This window comes from Burkholderia sp. Ax-1720, from assembly GCF_011753035.1.
GTDB lineage: Bacteria > Pseudomonadota > Gammaproteobacteria > Burkholderiales > Burkholderiaceae > Burkholderia > Burkholderia gladioli.
This window is the reverse complement of the sequence record NZ_VWWK01000052.1, coordinates 24,432-38,539: the sequence shown is the minus strand read 5'-3', so window position 1 is coordinate 38,539 and position 14,108 is coordinate 24,432. Positions and strand designations below refer to the sequence as shown.

The 14,108-nt window shown below is 69.0% G+C and carries 15 protein-coding genes, 1 pseudogene and 2 riboswitches; of the genes and pseudogenes, 8 read left to right on the top strand and 8 right to left on the bottom strand.

What is annotated here, in order from left to right; all coding sequences use genetic code 11:
- Both F3J18_RS17195 and F3J18_RS17190 read right to left on the bottom strand, forming a co-directional pair.
- Positions 1–675 (bottom strand): MmgE/PrpD family protein (locus tag F3J18_RS17195; RefSeq protein WP_166913465.1); only part of this gene is annotated, 675 nt, incomplete at its 3' end.
- Between the two features lie 570 nt (positions 676–1,245).
- Positions 1,246–2,214: pseudogene (locus F3J18_RS17190) on the bottom strand (D-2-hydroxyacid dehydrogenase family protein); the annotation flags it as partial.
- 90 nt (positions 2,215–2,304) lie between these two features.
- Between F3J18_RS17190 and F3J18_RS17185 the strand changes: the two are divergent.
- From F3J18_RS17185 to crcB, 8 genes are all read left to right on the top strand, one after another.
- Positions 2,305–3,198: a LysR family transcriptional regulator gene (locus tag F3J18_RS17185; protein WP_166913463.1), complete on the top strand. Its 894-nt coding sequence runs from the start codon at positions 2,305–2,307 to the stop codon at positions 3,196–3,198.
- Entirely contained in the window at positions 3,195–3,923 is a 729-nt protein-coding gene (locus F3J18_RS17180; RefSeq protein WP_166913462.1) for a Type 1 glutamine amidotransferase-like domain-containing protein, read from the top strand. Before F3J18_RS17185 ends, F3J18_RS17180 begins: the two co-directional genes overlap by 4 nt.
- 52 nt (positions 3,924–3,975) lie before the next feature.
- A complete protein-coding gene (locus tag F3J18_RS17175) occupies positions 3,976–4,350 on the top strand; it encodes a VOC family protein (RefSeq protein ID WP_166913461.1) in 375 nt (124 codons plus the stop codon).
- Positions 4,351–4,414: 64 nt separating this feature from the next.
- Positions 4,415–4,486: riboswitch (Fluoride riboswitch) on the top strand.
- Positions 4,487–4,660: 174 nt separating this feature from the next.
- Positions 4,661–4,990, top strand: a complete 330-nt coding sequence (locus tag F3J18_RS17170; protein WP_166913460.1) for a DUF190 domain-containing protein — start codon at positions 4,661–4,663, stop codon at positions 4,988–4,990.
- Positions 4,991–5,101: 111 nt separating this feature from the next.
- Positions 5,102–5,169, top strand: a riboswitch (Fluoride riboswitch).
- A gap of 77 nt (positions 5,170–5,246) precedes the next feature.
- Entirely contained in the window at positions 5,247–6,563 is a 1,317-nt protein-coding gene (locus F3J18_RS17165; RefSeq protein ID WP_166913459.1) for a voltage-gated chloride channel family protein, read from the top strand.
- Between the two features lie 35 nt (positions 6,564–6,598).
- Positions 6,599–6,958, top strand: coding sequence for a DUF190 domain-containing protein (locus tag F3J18_RS17160; protein ID WP_166913458.1), 360 nt, complete (start codon positions 6,599–6,601; stop codon positions 6,956–6,958).
- A 27-nt stretch (positions 6,959–6,985) separates the two neighbouring features.
- Positions 6,986–7,336, top strand: coding sequence for a hypothetical protein (locus F3J18_RS17155; protein WP_166913457.1), 351 nt, complete (start codon positions 6,986–6,988; stop codon positions 7,334–7,336).
- A gap of 57 nt (positions 7,337–7,393) precedes the next feature.
- Positions 7,394–7,786 carry a fluoride efflux transporter CrcB gene (gene crcB / locus F3J18_RS17150; protein ID WP_166913456.1) on the top strand — a complete coding sequence of 131 codons (393 nt, stop codon included), beginning with the start codon at positions 7,394–7,396 and terminating at the stop codon, positions 7,784–7,786.
- Between the two features lie 57 nt (positions 7,787–7,843).
- Here the strand turns inward: crcB and F3J18_RS17145 are convergent, their stop codons facing one another.
- From F3J18_RS17145 to F3J18_RS17120, 6 genes are all read right to left on the bottom strand, one after another.
- Positions 7,844–8,584 carry an ABC transporter substrate-binding protein gene (locus F3J18_RS17145; protein ID WP_166913455.1) on the bottom strand — a complete coding sequence of 247 codons (741 nt, stop codon included), beginning with the start codon at positions 8,582–8,584 and terminating at the stop codon, positions 7,844–7,846.
- 39 nt (positions 8,585–8,623) lie between these two features.
- Positions 8,624–9,478, bottom strand: coding sequence for an alpha/beta hydrolase (locus F3J18_RS17140; protein WP_166913454.1), 855 nt, complete (start codon positions 9,476–9,478; stop codon positions 8,624–8,626).
- A gap of 21 nt (positions 9,479–9,499) precedes the next feature.
- On the bottom strand, positions 9,500–10,780 hold the full coding sequence (locus tag F3J18_RS17135) for an MFS transporter (protein ID WP_025098393.1): 1,281 nt from the start codon (positions 10,778–10,780) through the stop codon (positions 9,500–9,502).
- An 87-nt stretch (positions 10,781–10,867) separates the two neighbouring features.
- Entirely contained in the window at positions 10,868–11,923 is a 1,056-nt protein-coding gene (locus F3J18_RS17130; protein ID WP_166913453.1) for an Ldh family oxidoreductase, read from the bottom strand.
- 177 nt (positions 11,924–12,100) lie between these two features.
- Entirely contained in the window at positions 12,101–13,027 is a 927-nt protein-coding gene (locus F3J18_RS17125; protein WP_025098395.1) for a LysR family transcriptional regulator, read from the bottom strand.
- A 79-nt stretch (positions 13,028–13,106) separates the two neighbouring features.
- Positions 13,107–13,967: an SIS domain-containing protein gene (locus F3J18_RS17120; protein WP_025098396.1), complete on the bottom strand. Its 861-nt coding sequence runs from the start codon at positions 13,965–13,967 to the stop codon at positions 13,107–13,109.
- Positions 13,968–14,108: the final 141 nt, after the last annotated feature.

The following is a 14,108-nucleotide window of genomic DNA, read 5'->3' as shown; positions in this document are numbered from 1 at the left end:
GCTGGCGAACAGGCCGGCGCGGGCCGCGAGCCCGGCGTGCAGCGGCTTGATCTCGCTGCCGAATTGCAGGCGCAGGCCGGCCGATTGCGTGGCGGCGATGCCGAGCGCGGTCTCGACCGTTGCCGCGTCGAGCCCGAGCAGGCGCGCGGTGGCGGCTGCCGCGCCCAGCGTGCCGAGCGTGGCCGTGTTGTGGAAGCCGAGTTCGTAATGGCGGCTGCCGAGCGCGAGGCCCAGGCGCGCCATGGTCTCCACGCCGATCACATAGGCCTCGAGCAGTGCGAGCGCGCTGGCCCGGCGCTGCTGCGCGAGTGCGAGCAGCGCCGGCAGCAGCACCGTGCCGGGATGGCCGCGCACGCTGCTGTGGACGTCGTCGTAGTCGAGCGCATGGCCGGCATAACCGTTCAGCAGCGCGGCTTGCTGCGGCGAGGCGCCGGCCGCGCGGCCGATCACGGCAACGCCGCCGTCGCGTGGCGTATCCGCGGGCAGGGCGGCCAGCAGCTTGCGATAGCCGGCATCGTCGGCGCCCGCGAAAGCGGCGGCGAGGAAATCGAGCAGGCCGTCGCGCGCGGCGGCGATCGCGGCCGGGTCGCGCAAGGGCTCGGCGCGCACGATCGCTTCGGCGAGCGCGCGCGTGAAGGTCCCGGGCGATGAGCCGGGATGCGTTGACTGGGACATAGGAGCGGGAAGCGGATTGGAGTGGCTGCCGGGTCGCGTGCGACGCGTTGGTCGGCGACGCGCGTGGGCAAGGGCGCGTTGGATACTAGCGAAGCGGGGAGCGATTCCCAACCAAGGAATCGCGATATGGATATCAGCCGCGGCGAGCGGCCCGGTGCCTTGGCAGTAAGGTGCCGGCGCCTTTTGGCGCAGCCGGCAGGTGTCGAGGCACGACGCGGGACGAATGGCCCGCGCAACGGACGTGTTCAGGCTCGTCGGCGTCTCGGGCCGGATCGGAGCGCACCGGGCCGCATGGGAGGCGCGGCCCCCGAGCCCTCACCCTGGCGTCTTGCGGCGCGCACGCAGATGGGCCGCGCCGGTCTCGCTGACCCTCACCTCGGCGACGCCACCCGGCGCGTGACTGCGCTCCAGGTAACCGCGCGCGCCGGCTTCCTCCCAGACCGGCAGGCGCGGGCACGAGGTGCGCCAGGCCTCCATCACCTCGCCGTAGGGCCGCGCGCCCGAGCCGATCCACTCCAGCAGGTCGAGAATCAGGGCTTCGACGGCGGCGTCGCCCGGCGTTGGCGCGTGTGCCAGCACCTCGGGATTGACCACGTGGATCGGCTGCCCGGCCGCGTAGGCCACGACCTGGTCGAATATGTCGGAAAACTGAATCTCGTATTCGTCCTCGGTCACATAGCCGATATGCGGCGTGCATACCAGGTTCGGCATGTTCAGCAACGGATGCCCGGGATCGCGCAACGGTTCCTCGTCGTAGACGTCCAGTGCCGCCATGCCCGGGCGGCCCGCCCGCAAGGCCTGCTCCAGCGCCCCCGGCGCGATCAGCCCGGCGCGGCTGGTATTCACCAGCAGCGCATCGGGTTTCATCCGCGCCAGGTCCTGCCCGGTGACGATGCCGTGCGTGGCGGCCACCAGGCGCATGTGCAGCGAGAGCACGTCGCAGGTCTCGAAAAAGGCCTGCTGGTCCGGCGCGACGTCCCAGCCGTCGTCGCGGGCCCGTTGCCGCGAGGCCGCGCTGGCCCAGACCAGCACCTTCATGCCGAAGGCCGCGCCGTAGCGCGCCACCTCGGCACCGATCCGCCCATAGCCGAAGATGCCCAGCGTGCGACCGCGCAGGCTGCGGCCCACGCCGATCTGCCAGCGGCCGGCGCGCAGCGCCTCCATCTGCTGGGGAATCTGCCGCATCGCCGCGATCACCAGGCCCCAGCTCAGCTCGGCCGCCGCGTACGAGGGGCTGCCGGCATGCTGGTTCGAGGAGACGATCACGCCGTGCTCGGTGCAGGCGGCGATGTCGATATGCGGATAGACGCTGCGCTGGCTGATCAGGCGCAGTTTCGGCAGGCGCGCGATCAGCGGCGCGCGGATCTGCGTGCGTTCGCGGATCAGCACCAGTACCTCGGTGTCGCGCAGCCGCTCGGCCAGCGTGTCGAGGTCCTGCACATGGTCGTTCCAGATCGTCACGGCTTGCCCGTCCAGCTTGTGGAAGCAGGGCAGGTGGCGCAGCGTGTCGAAATAATCGTCGAGTATGGTGATGTTCATGTGGGGTCGTCTCCTCGCGGGATGGATAGCTTGAGCCTCGTGCGCCGAGCAGTAAAATGAAAGTATTTTCGGCATTGATGTCTTTTTCTTATGAAAATCGACACGCTTGGCGTGCAGGCATTCATCGCCGTGGCGGATCGCGGCAGCTTCCAGGGCGCGGCCGAGGCGCTGCACGTGACGCAGACGGCGATCACGCAGCGTCTGCGCAAGCTGGAGGATTTCCTGGGGGTGAAGCTGATCGAGCGCACCACGCGCTCGCTGATGCTGACCGAGATCGGCCGCGATTTTCTTCCGCAGGCGCGGCGCCTGCTCGGCGAGCTGGCCGATTCGCTGGCGGAGATCCGCGAGACCGGCATGGCGCGCCGCGGCGACGTCTCGATCGCCTGCGTGCCGACGGTGGGCGTGCAGTACCTGCCGCGCATCCTGCAGGCTTACTCGGCACGTCATCCGCACAACCGCGTCAATATCCTCGACCACGCCTCGTCGGCCGTGATCGAGGCGGTGCGCCGCCGCGAGGCCGAGTTCGGCATCCATATCGCGGGCGAGCATCATCCCGATCTGCTGAGCGTGCCGCTCACCGAGGATCGCTACGTGCTGATCTGCCATGAGGATCACGCGCTGGCTCGGCGGCGGCGTATCGCGTGGAAGCAGTTGCACGCCTATCCGCTGATCTTCGCGGGAGAGTTCAGCGGCAACCGGCCCTTGCTCGATCTCGCGCTGGGTTCGGCGCAGTTCGCCTTGCAGTCGTTCTACGAGGTGCAGCGCAGTTCGACGGCCGTCGGCCTGGTGGCGCAGGGCGTGGGCGCGGCGGTGGTGCCGCGGCTGGCGATCCAGAAGGGCGCCTATCCCGGCGTTCGCACCATCGAGCTGGTCGATCCGCCGGTGTCGCGAACCCTGGTGCTGGTGGCGCGCAGGACCGCGCATCTGTCGCCGGCGGCGCAGGCGCTGTACGACATGATCCGGGAGCAGGCGACGCTGGCTTGAGCGCCGGCGCCAGTCACGGGACAATCCCGCCAACGCGAAACCGACCGGAAGGCATCATGCCGATTCATCGAAGACTGGCCTTGTACAGCGATCAGGAAGCACCCGGCAACGAGGCCATGAACGCGCGCCTGCTGCAACTGATCGGCCGCGAGCGCCCACGGATCGGCCATGTTCCCGCCGAGCCCGACCCGCGGCTTCTCCATTTCCATCGTCAGGCCGATTACTACCGCTCGATCGGCGCGGAACTGGCCGCGCGGGTGGATCCGCGCGATCCCGCGTCCGAGGCGGCATGGTCGGCGGTGTTGTCGTGCGATGCGATCCACCTGTCGGGCGGCAACACTTTTTCCTTCCTGTCCTGGCTGCGGCGCGGCGATGGGCTGTCACGCCTGGCCCGCTACGCGGCCGAGGGCGGCGTGCTGATCGGCGTCAGCGCGGGCGCGATCCTGATGACGCCGAGCATCGAATCGGCGCTGTTGTGCGGGGACATCCGGGATCCGGAATCGACCGACGATGCCGGGCTCGCCTTGGTCGACTTCCGCTTCTGGCCGCATTTCGATCCGGCGAACCTGATGGCCTGGCAGCGCAGCCTGTCGTCGACCCTGCCGAACCTGCATGCTTGCCCCGATGGCGCGGGCATGGTGGTCGATGGTGAGGATATCGAGCTATTCGGGCGAGTCCATCGATACGATGGCGGGCAGGCGCATCCTGCTCGAAACGAGGATTGAAGACATCGCGCGCTTGTGTCATCGTCTCGCATCCCCTTGCCAGGAGCCATTCATGTTCGACCATGTCAAATTCGGCGTCAGCGATTACGCGGCAAGCAAAAATTTCTTCCTCAAGGCACTCGAGCCGATCGGCGTCGCGGTGCTCGGCGAGGGCGTGCCGACCTACGGCATCGAAATGAGTCCCAAGGGCAAGGCCTCCCTGTGCCTGTACCAGACCGACGAGACGCCCGCGCACCTGCACCTGGCCTTTACGGCGGATCATCGCGAGCAGGTCGATGCCTTCCATCGCGCGGCGCTGGCGGCCGGCGGCAAGGACAACGGCGCGCCCGGCCTGCGAGCGCATTACCACGCGAACTACTACGCGGCCTTCGTGATCGGCCCGGACGGGCACAACATCGAGATGGTGTGCCACAGTCCGGAGGCCTGAGCGCGAACCGAAAGCAATCCGAAATAAATTTCCATGCCACGCCGCGCGGCGAGCCATGCTAGACTGCGCGCACGGAGATGGCATTCCTCCTCGACCCAACCGCCGGCATTGCCCGGCTGATGATGCCTACGGTCCCTGGCTCCAGGACGCGTAGGCATTGCTCAAGCGTCCTGTTGCCCGGATTTCTGCAAACTGCACGAATCGGGTTTCCCATGAAATCGACCCTTTCCTTCGTTCGTCTCGGGCGCGATGCCGGCTTGCGCTCGAGCGCGCCGGATGCGAAACCGCGTTGCCCGATCAGGAGGCGCTCATGAACGGAAGTCAGCTCACCTTGTATGCCGCCAACCAGAGCCATCGCGTCAAGCACATGACGCTGGTCGAATGGATCCTCGACGAGGCCAGGCAGGCGAACATCGTCGGGGCCACGGTGGCCGAACTATCGGAGGCGGTGGACGCCAGCGGCAAGCTGCATGCCGCGCGTTTCTTCGAACTGGCGGACCAGCCGGTCACCGTCACCCTGATCGCCGAGGACGTGAGGATCGATGCCTTGCTCGAGCGCCTGAAGACCGAGGGCATTCGCCTGTTCTACACGCGCATGCCGATCGAGTACGGCTCGCTCGGAACGCAGGACAAATCGTGACCGGCGCGATGCCGGTGGCGTCGATCGCGGACTGAATCCTCGGCATCCCCGCCATGCCGTTGCCGGAAGCGGCGGCATTGCGGGGCGAGCGAATTGTCCGGTAAGATCGGAGCGCTTTTCGGAGATGGCATACCTCCCGTAACCGCCGCTTGCCAGCGGCTGATGATGCCTACGAGTTCCTGGGTGAGGGAGGTCGTAGGTCGTCCGCGAGGTGCCGCCATCGCCCAGGTTTGATGCTGCTTCAAACCTGGAAACCATGAAAAAGCTGAAATCCCTCGAGCAATTGGCCATGCTGCCCTACGTGGCGCGCTGGCTGCTCCTGTCCTGCCTGCTGGGTGCGCTTGCCGGCACCGCTTCCGCCGTCTTTCTCCATGCGCTCGATCGCGCCACCGACCTCCGCCTCGGCCGTCCCTGGCTGCTGTGGCTGCTGCCGTTCGCGGGTTTCGCGACCGGCTGGGTGTACCACCGCGTCGGCCAGTCGGTCGAGTCCGGCAACAACCTGCTGATCGACGAAATCCACGATCCGCAGAAGATCGTGCCCAAGCGCATGGCACCGCTGGTGCTGGTCGCCACCGTGGTGACCCACCTGTTCGGCGGCTCCGCCGGGCGGGAGGGCACCGCGGTCCAGATGGGCGGGGCGCTGGCCGACCGGATCACCGCGCATTTCGGGCTCGATCGCGAAGCGCGCCGCATCCTCCTGATGGGCGGGATCGCCGCCGGGTTCGCCTCGGTGTTCGGTACCCCGCTGGCCGGCGCGATCTTCGGCCTGGAGGTGCTGGCGATCGGCCGCCTGCGCTACGACGCGCTGCTGACCTGCATCGCCTCGTCGCTGGTGGCCGACCAGGTGTGCCTGGCCTGGGGCGTCCACCATACCGTCTACCGCATTCCCCTGATTCCTCCGCCGACGCTCCCCGGCATCGGCTCGGTGATCGTGGCCGGGATCGTGTTCGGCCTCGTCGGCATGCTGTTCGCCGATTCGACGCATGCGCTGTCGGCCTTCATCAAGCGCAAGGTCGCCTATGCGCCGGCGCGGCCGCTGCTGGGCGGCGCGGTGGTGGCGCTGGCGGCCGTCGCGCTCGATGTCCCGCAGTACCTCGGGCTCGGCATTCCCACCATCGTCCAGGCCTTCGACGGGCCGCTGCCCGCCTACGACTTCGCGGGCAAGTTCGCGTTCACGGTGGTCACGCTCGCCTCGGGCTTCAAGGGCGGGGAGGTGACGCCGCTGTTCTATATCGGCGCGACGCTGGGCAACGCGCTGGGGCATCTGCTGGCCCTGCCGATTCCGGTGCTGGCCGGCCTCGGTTTGGTCGCGGTATTCGCGGGCGCGGCCAACACGCCGATCGCGTCGACCATCATGGCCATCGAACTGTTCGGCGCCGACATTGCCGTGTATGCGGCGCTGGCCTGCGTGGTCGCCTACCTGTTCTCCGGGCACACCGGCATCTATCGCGCCCAGCGCGTCGACCACGCCAAGCATCCGTTGCTGCCCGCCGGCATGCGGCTGTCGGAGATACCCGCGCTACGACGCGCGCGTCGCGCCGCGGCCGCCGCTGCCACCTCCACCCAGTCCTGATCCCTGTACCCCTTTGTTCCATCTTCTTGTCCATCATGTCCAAACTGATTTCGCTGCGCCTGTACTTCCACCATGCCGAACGCGCCCATGCCCACCATGTCCCGAAGCGCTTCTGGCACCGTCTCGCGCGTCCCAGCCTGGCGCATCACCTGCTCGAGCGCGCCAAGCGGGCCGGCATCGAGCAGGCGGTGCTGCACCGCGTCCACGCGGGTTACCTGAACGGCGACCGGCTGCATCACGAACATGCCGAGCTGGTGCATCACCGCTTCCCGCATTGCATCGAACTGATCGACCTCGAGAGCAAGCTGCGCGAATTCTGGCGCACGCACGGTACCGGACTGAAGAACGTGCGCGCGGTGTTCCTGCCCTGCGAGGCGGCAACGCTCGAAGGATGACGAACCCGGCCACCAGGAGGCGCGACGATGTCTTGGGATCCGAAGCGGGAGCAGATGAGGGGGCAACTGGCGCTGGCGGCCTATGCGCTGGCCGTGAACGCCGTGCTGGCCTGGCTGCTGTCCTGCCTGGCGATGGCGATCCAGCCGGGCATGCAACGTTGGTGGTTCGCGGCGTTCGGCGCGGTGACGATGCCGATGGCGATGCGCTGGCTCAGCCTCGACGCGAGGCGGGCCTACGAGGCGGCCGCCTCGCGGCGCTACCTGGGCTTCGACGGCAGCCCGCCGCGGGTGGTCTCGATCGCCGACGATTGCCCGAGCCGCTGGCTCGTACTCCTGCATATCCGCATGCATCCCGAACTGCGCTCGCGCGAACCCTAGCCGACGGCGGCGCGCATGCCATATGCGTCGTCGGGCGCATTCAAAGGAGCGTCACAGATGTTCCAATCGATTCTCGCGGTGGCGGTCGGCGGCGCGCTGGGATCCTTGTTTCGCTGGTTCCTCGGGATCCGCCTCAATGCCTGGTATCCCGAGCTGCCGCTCGGCACGCTCGCGGCCAACGTGATTGCCGGCTACATCATCGGCGTCGCGCTGGCGGTGTTCGCGCGCATGCCGCAGATTCCACCGGAATGGCGCCTGTTCGTCACCACCGGGCTGATGGGCGGCCTGTCCACGTTCTCGACCTTCTCCGCCGAGGTGGTCGGCAACCTCCAGCGCGGGCGGATGGGCTGGGCACTGGCCGAGGTCGCGATCCATGTGTCGTCGTCGATCCTGATGACGATCCTGGGCTTCGCGACCATCGCGCTGATGTCGCGTGTCGCGCTTGCTTGATCGAGCGTGTCGCGACGGGCAGGGCGGCACGCGAACGGCGCGCTCCCTGCCCCGGCCTCATGCCACCGGCGCCGCCGGCGCCACCGACGCGCCGACGATGCCGTGCCGCGCCAGCGCCTCGGCGACGAAGCCGGAGGCCTTCATCGCCTCGACGAAGTCATGCAGGGCCCGCGCCGCGGCGGGGCCGCGGCGCCTGGGCAAGCCCATCGCCTGCCGGATCACCATGAAGCGCTCGTCGAGCAGGCGCAGGCCGGGCGTGGTGCTGGCATCGGCTTGCAGTTGCTGCCTGACGCCCGCCGCCACCTCCAGCCCCTGTTCTAGAAAGGTCTCGACGACCGTCGGCGAGGTGGGCGCGCGCACGATTCGCGCGTGCTTCAGGCTGCGCGTCAGGAACAGGTCGTAGGCGCTGCCCTGGCCGACCACCACGCGATGCCCGGCGGCATCCACGTCCTGGTTGCCGCGTATCGGCGAGGCGTCGCGCACCAGGTAATAACCTTCGATCAGGACATAGGGCTCGGTGAAGGCGATGGTTTCGCCGCGCAGCGGATCGATGGCGAAGAAACCGAAATCGGCGCGTTCCTCGCCGACGGCCTGCACCGACTTGCCTGCCGCATCGAACACCACCAGTTCCAGTTCGACGCCGAGGCGCTCGGCGAGGGCGCGCGCGAGGTCGACCGACACGCCGGCCGGCTCGCCCGCGGCGTCCTTGCCGGCGAGGATCGGGTTGCCGAGGTTGATGGAGGCACGCAGCCGGCCTTCGGGGGCGAAGGCCTGAAGCAAGGACGGATCGAATCTCATGGCGATGGAATCAAGTCGAGAGTGGGAGGGGGATGTCGTCTATCGAGGCGTGACGCCGCCGCCGGGACGCCGATGCCAGTCCAGCACCTCGGCGAGCGCGAGCGCCGAATGCGGGCCGAGCATCAGGCAATGCGGCGCGTCGGCGAGCAGGCGATACGAGGCGCCGTAGAAGCGCGCGATCGCGGCGTCCTGGCCTTCGGGGTGGCGCGCCGGATCGTCGAGGCCGGCCGACACGACGTGCGTCTTGCGCGCGAGCGGCGCCGGATCGACGGCCAGGCCAAGCGTGTAGCGATCGTTCAGCGCGGCGGGGCTTTCCCTGCCCAGCAGGCGATACCAATGCTCGCTCCATGCCCGGGCCTGGCCGCCGAGATAGCGTTGCAGCGCGGGCTCGTAGGCAGGCGGCGCCACCGGTTCACCCGGCGCCACGCCGGCCACGCGAGCCGCGCCGGGCAGGTTGCCGGGCGGCGAGGGCGCGAGCAGCACGATGCCGGCGAACTCGATGCGTGCCGCCGCCCGCGCCACCGCCAGCGCGCCCAGGCTATGACCGACCACGGTGAGGCCACGGCCCGGCAGCGAGGCGGCCTCGACGATTGCTTCGGCGTAATCGTCGATGGTCGTGGTCGGCGGCAGGGCCTCGTTCGCGAGGAAACCATGCCCGGCCAGGTCGAGGGCCGCCGAGGCGATGCCGATCTCGTCCAGGCATTGCATCCATGCCCCGAAGCACCAGGCGCCGTGGAATGCGCCATGCACGAACAACAGGCTCGGCTCACACACGTCGCCCACGTCGCCCGCATCGGCCACGTACAGCGCTCCCCCGGCGGCCAGCCGCCGGGCCGGCAGCGCGGCGACGAAATCCGGCGCGAAGCCTTCGCCGGGCATCGGCGGCAGTGACATGGAGGATCGCGTCATCGAAGCTCAGCCTGCCGCGCGCGCCGCATTCGCCTCGATCCCGGCCGCCGCGCCCGGGCGCAGCAGGACGGCCACGGCGAGCACGCTGGCCAGGGCGATCGCTCCCGCCAGCACGAAGGCGCTGAAGAAGGTATGGCTTTCCTGCACCAGGAAACCCGTCACGGCCGGGCCGACGATGCCCGCGCAATTCGCGATCGAATGCACGCAGCCGCCGACGCTGCCGAGCTTCGGGCCGGGAATGGTGTCCTGGATCAGCGCCCAGTAGGTGCTGCCGCTCAGATACAGCGCGAACACGCCGACCGCCATCAGCAGCAGCGCGCCGAGCGTGGTGGTCACCGCGCCGGCCAGCGCCACGCAGATGCCGGCCGTGCCGAGGCAGACGATCAGCACCCACTTGCGCGCGCGCAGCGCATTGCCGGTGCGCCGGAAGATCCAGTCCGACAGCAGCCCGCTCAGGCCGTAGCCGATGAAGCCGAGCAGCCAGGGCAGCACCGTGGCCAGGCTCATGCTCTTCAGGCTCAGGTGCCGGTCCATGGTCAGGAAGCTCGGGAACCAGGTGAGGAAGAAGAACAGGATGTAGCTGTAGCCGAAGTAGGAGATCATCGCCGCGAGGATCGCCGGCTGCCGCAGGTAGGTGCCGAGCCGCTGCACGTCGGCCGGCGTCTCCGGCACGCTGCGATCCGATTCGATCAGCTCGCGCTCCTGCATCGAGACGCGCGGATGCTGCCGCGGCCGGTCGGTCGCCAGCCGATGCCAGAACAGCAGCCAGACCAGCCCGAAGCAGGCGATGCCGGCGAACGCGACGCGCCATCCGTAGGCGGCGGTCATCAGCCCGACCACCGGCCCCGCCACCGCGCCGCCCAGCGGCAGCCCGCAGTTGGCGAAGCCGAAGGCGGTGGCCGATTCCCTGTGCGGAAACCAGTTGTTGACGATCTTGTTGATGGTGGTGGCCAGCGGCCCCTCGGCCATGCCGAACAGGGTGCGCACCGCCAGCAGCGAGCCGAAGCCGCTCGCCAGGCCGGTGGCGCCGCACAGCAGCGACCACAGCAGGATCGCGCCCGAGAACACGTTCTTGCCGCCCCAGCGGTCGGCCGCCCAGCCGCCGATGAAGTTGAAGGCCGCGTAGCCGATGAAGAAGGTCGAGAACACCAGCCCGAGATGCGCCGGCGAGATATGCAGCTCCTGCGCGACGGCGGGCGCCGCGACGGACAGCGCCGAGCGGTCCAGGTAGTTGATGAAGCCCGCGATGAACAGCAGCAAAACGATACGCCATCGGATCTTGGTCACATGCCGCTCCTTAGCTTGTCATGGAGGCACGGGCCGGGCTCGATGCCGGCGCCGCCGCCTGTCTCCTCTCGATGTGCCGCGGCCGGCTCAGGCCTCGCGGCGGATGCCGGCGGCGGCTTCCAGCATCGCGCGCTGCGCCTCGCCGATATCGATGCCGTCGCGCATCTGCCGCTCGAGGCGCGCCAGCTCGATCTCGCCCGGCACCACCACCGGCGCGGCCGGGTCGGCCGCCGCCGAGCCGTGCAGGATCGCGGCGTAGTCGCCCATGCGCTGCGCCAGCCAGTCGCCGCTGCCCAGCATCCGCGTGTCGATCAGGATAAAGAAGTGGCCGAGGTCCTGCGGCTGGTCGGGCTCGTCCTCCCAGGACTTCACGTGCGTGAGGTAGGCCGCGCCCGACAACAGCCCGGCGAGCAGGTCGACCACCAGCGCCAGGCCATAACCCTTGTGGCCGCCGATCGGCAGCAGGAAGCCGTCGAGCGCCGCCTTCGGGTCGGTGGTCGGGCGGCCTTGCGCGTCGGTGGCCCAGTCGCCCGGGATCGACTCGCCGCGCTTGAGCGCGTTGCGGATCTTGGCGCGCGCCGCGACGCTGATCGCCATGTCCAGCATGAAGGGGCGGCCGCCCGGATTGGGCACGCCGAAACCCACCGGGCTGTTGCCGAGCCGGGCGTCGGTGCCGCCCCAGGGCGCGATGGTGGTGGTGGCATTGCTGCCGATGATGCTGGCGAAACCCTGCTCGGCGGCCAGGTAGCTGTAGGGCGAGACCGGGCCGAAATGATTGCTGCCGCGCACCAGCACGCAGGCGATGCCCTGTTCGCGCGCCGCCTTCATGCCGAGCTGCAGCGCGCGGTAGCCGACCAGCGGGCCCACGCCGTTGTCGCCGTCGAGCCGGTGCAGCGCCGGGCCGACCTGTTCGGCGCGAATCTCGGGCCGGGCCTTGATGCCGCCGATGCGCAGGCGCGCGCCATAGGATTCGATGCGGCTGGTGCCGTGGGTGCGCAGCCCGAACAGGTCGGCCAGCACCAGGATGGTGGCGACATCGCCTGCATCGTCGCGCGCCAGGCCGAGCGCGCACAGCGCCTCGATCGTCAGGTCGGTCAGTTCGGCCTTGCCGAGGATGCCGCTGGAAGTGATGGCTTGGGTCATGGAATGCGTCGTCTCCTGGATCGCGAATCGGAATGTCGGGCGGCGCCGCGATGGGCCGCTCCTGTTCCGTTCATGATGTGGCCGAGGCGATTACCGTGACAAACGCATTTTTTCGTTCGATTGATGCGCGAAACGCGCGAATCGAAGCCCGCCGCGCCGGCCCGCGCGGCGCTCGTTTCAGGCTGCCGGGCGGGGTTTGGCGCGGCGACGCGGCGCTTCGCGCGGATGCACCAGCATGTCGAAGAAGTGCTGCGCGGCCACCCCCAGCGGCCGGTTCTTGCGGCGGATCACGCCGAGCGTGCGAACCACGGCCGGCTCGGTCACCGGCACGCTGACCAGCGCGCGATGACGGTCGCGCGGCAGCGCCAGCCTGGGCACGATGCCGATCCCGAGCCCCGCCTCGATCATGCTCACCAGCGCCGGCACGTGCTGCACCTCGCAGAACCAGTTGGGCTGGCGCACCGAGCTGGCCAGGGCGTGGTCGATCAGGGTGCGGTTGCCGCTGCCTTGCGCGAGCAGCATGTAGTCCGGCTGCTCGGCCAGCTCGGCCCAGCTCACCGAACGCTTGCGCGCCAGCGGATGATCGCGCTGGCAGGCCAGCACGAACGGGTCCTGCAGGATCGGCGTGAACTCGATATCGGGCTCCTGGGTGCCGATGTAGGTGAGCCCGAAATCGGCCTCGCCGCGCGCCACCGAGAGAAACACCACCGAGGAGTTCTCGTCGATCAGCCGCACGCGGATGCCGGGGTAGGCGTGGTGATAGCGCTTGACCGTGTCGGGCAGGAAGAAGCTGACCGCGGACGGCACGCAGGCGATGGTGACCAGGCCCGTCAGGCGCCGCCCCAGGTCCTCCATGCCGAACAGCGAGCTCTCGAGCTCGGTCAGCACGTTGCGCGCCTTGTCGATGAAGGCGCGCCCCGCCACGGTTAGCTCCATCCGGCGTGTGGTGCGCTCGAACAGCTTCACGCCGAGCGCCGATTCGAGCTTCTCGACGCGCCGCGACAGGGCGGAAGGCGAGAGGTGCAGCGAATCGGCCGCGGCGCGGAAGCTGCCGAAATCGGCGGAGGCGACGAAGGCGCGGAGGTCGGAGAGGTCGAAGTTCATGGATGGGGCAGGCTGGGATCACGACGCGGCACGCGCAGGGCGGGCGCGCCGGTTTCCCGTGCGCCGCGATCGCGCCGCCTCAGGCTTCCTTCGGCGAGGGGCTGGCGTGCAGCGCGGCCTTGGCGCGCCGGAGCTTCTCCAGCATCACCGAATCCTGGCGCAGCGACACGCCGATCGAGATCGCGTCGATCACGCACAGCTGCACGATCCGCGACACGCCCGGCGTGTTCGGGTCGACCGTGCCGGGCATGTGCAGGATCACCGGGATGTCGACCAGCGCGACCAGCGGGGCGCCCGCATTGGTGAGGGCGATGGTGGTGGCGCCGCGCTTGCGGGCGATCTTGATGCTGTCGTTGACTTCGGGGCTGCGCCCCGCGTGCGAGATCGCGAACACCACGTCGCCCGGCTCGGCCAGCCCCGCGTGCAGGCGCTGCAGATGGCCGTCGGCGAAGGCGCTGGTCGGGATGTCCAGGCGCAGGAAGCGCAGCATGGCGTCCTGGATCGCCAGCCCGGAACCCGAGCCCACGCCGAGGAAGATCAGCCGCCGCGCGCTGGAGATGGCCCGGATCGCGGCCTCCAGCTCGACGGTCTGGATCGTGTCGCAGGCCTGCTGGATGCCCGAGATGGTGGTGTGGAAGATCTTCTCGACCAGGGTGGCGGTGGTGTCGTCGCGCTCGATCGAGGCCTGCGAATAGGACAGGCCGCCCGACAGGCTCTGCGCCAGCTTCACCTTGAAATCGCGCAGCCCGTCGGTGCCGACCGCGCGGCAGAAGCGCGTGACCGACGGCTCCGATACGTTGGCGCGCTGGGCCAATTCCGTGATGCTGGCATGCAGCGCGAAATCGACATCGTCCAGCACCAGCTCGGCGACCTTTTGCTCGGCCGGGCGCAGCTCGCCGAGCAGTTTGCGGATGTGCGGAATCAGGTTGAGTTGTGACACGGTGTTCGCTGGGCGCGGTTCGTTACGGAACGGCGGGAAGCGGCGGGCCCGAGGTGAGGATCGAGCGGCCCGCCGCCTTGCGCATCGAACCGATGGATGGGCTGAAGCGGCAATTCTAAACCCAGTTCAAGTCCCGGCCCG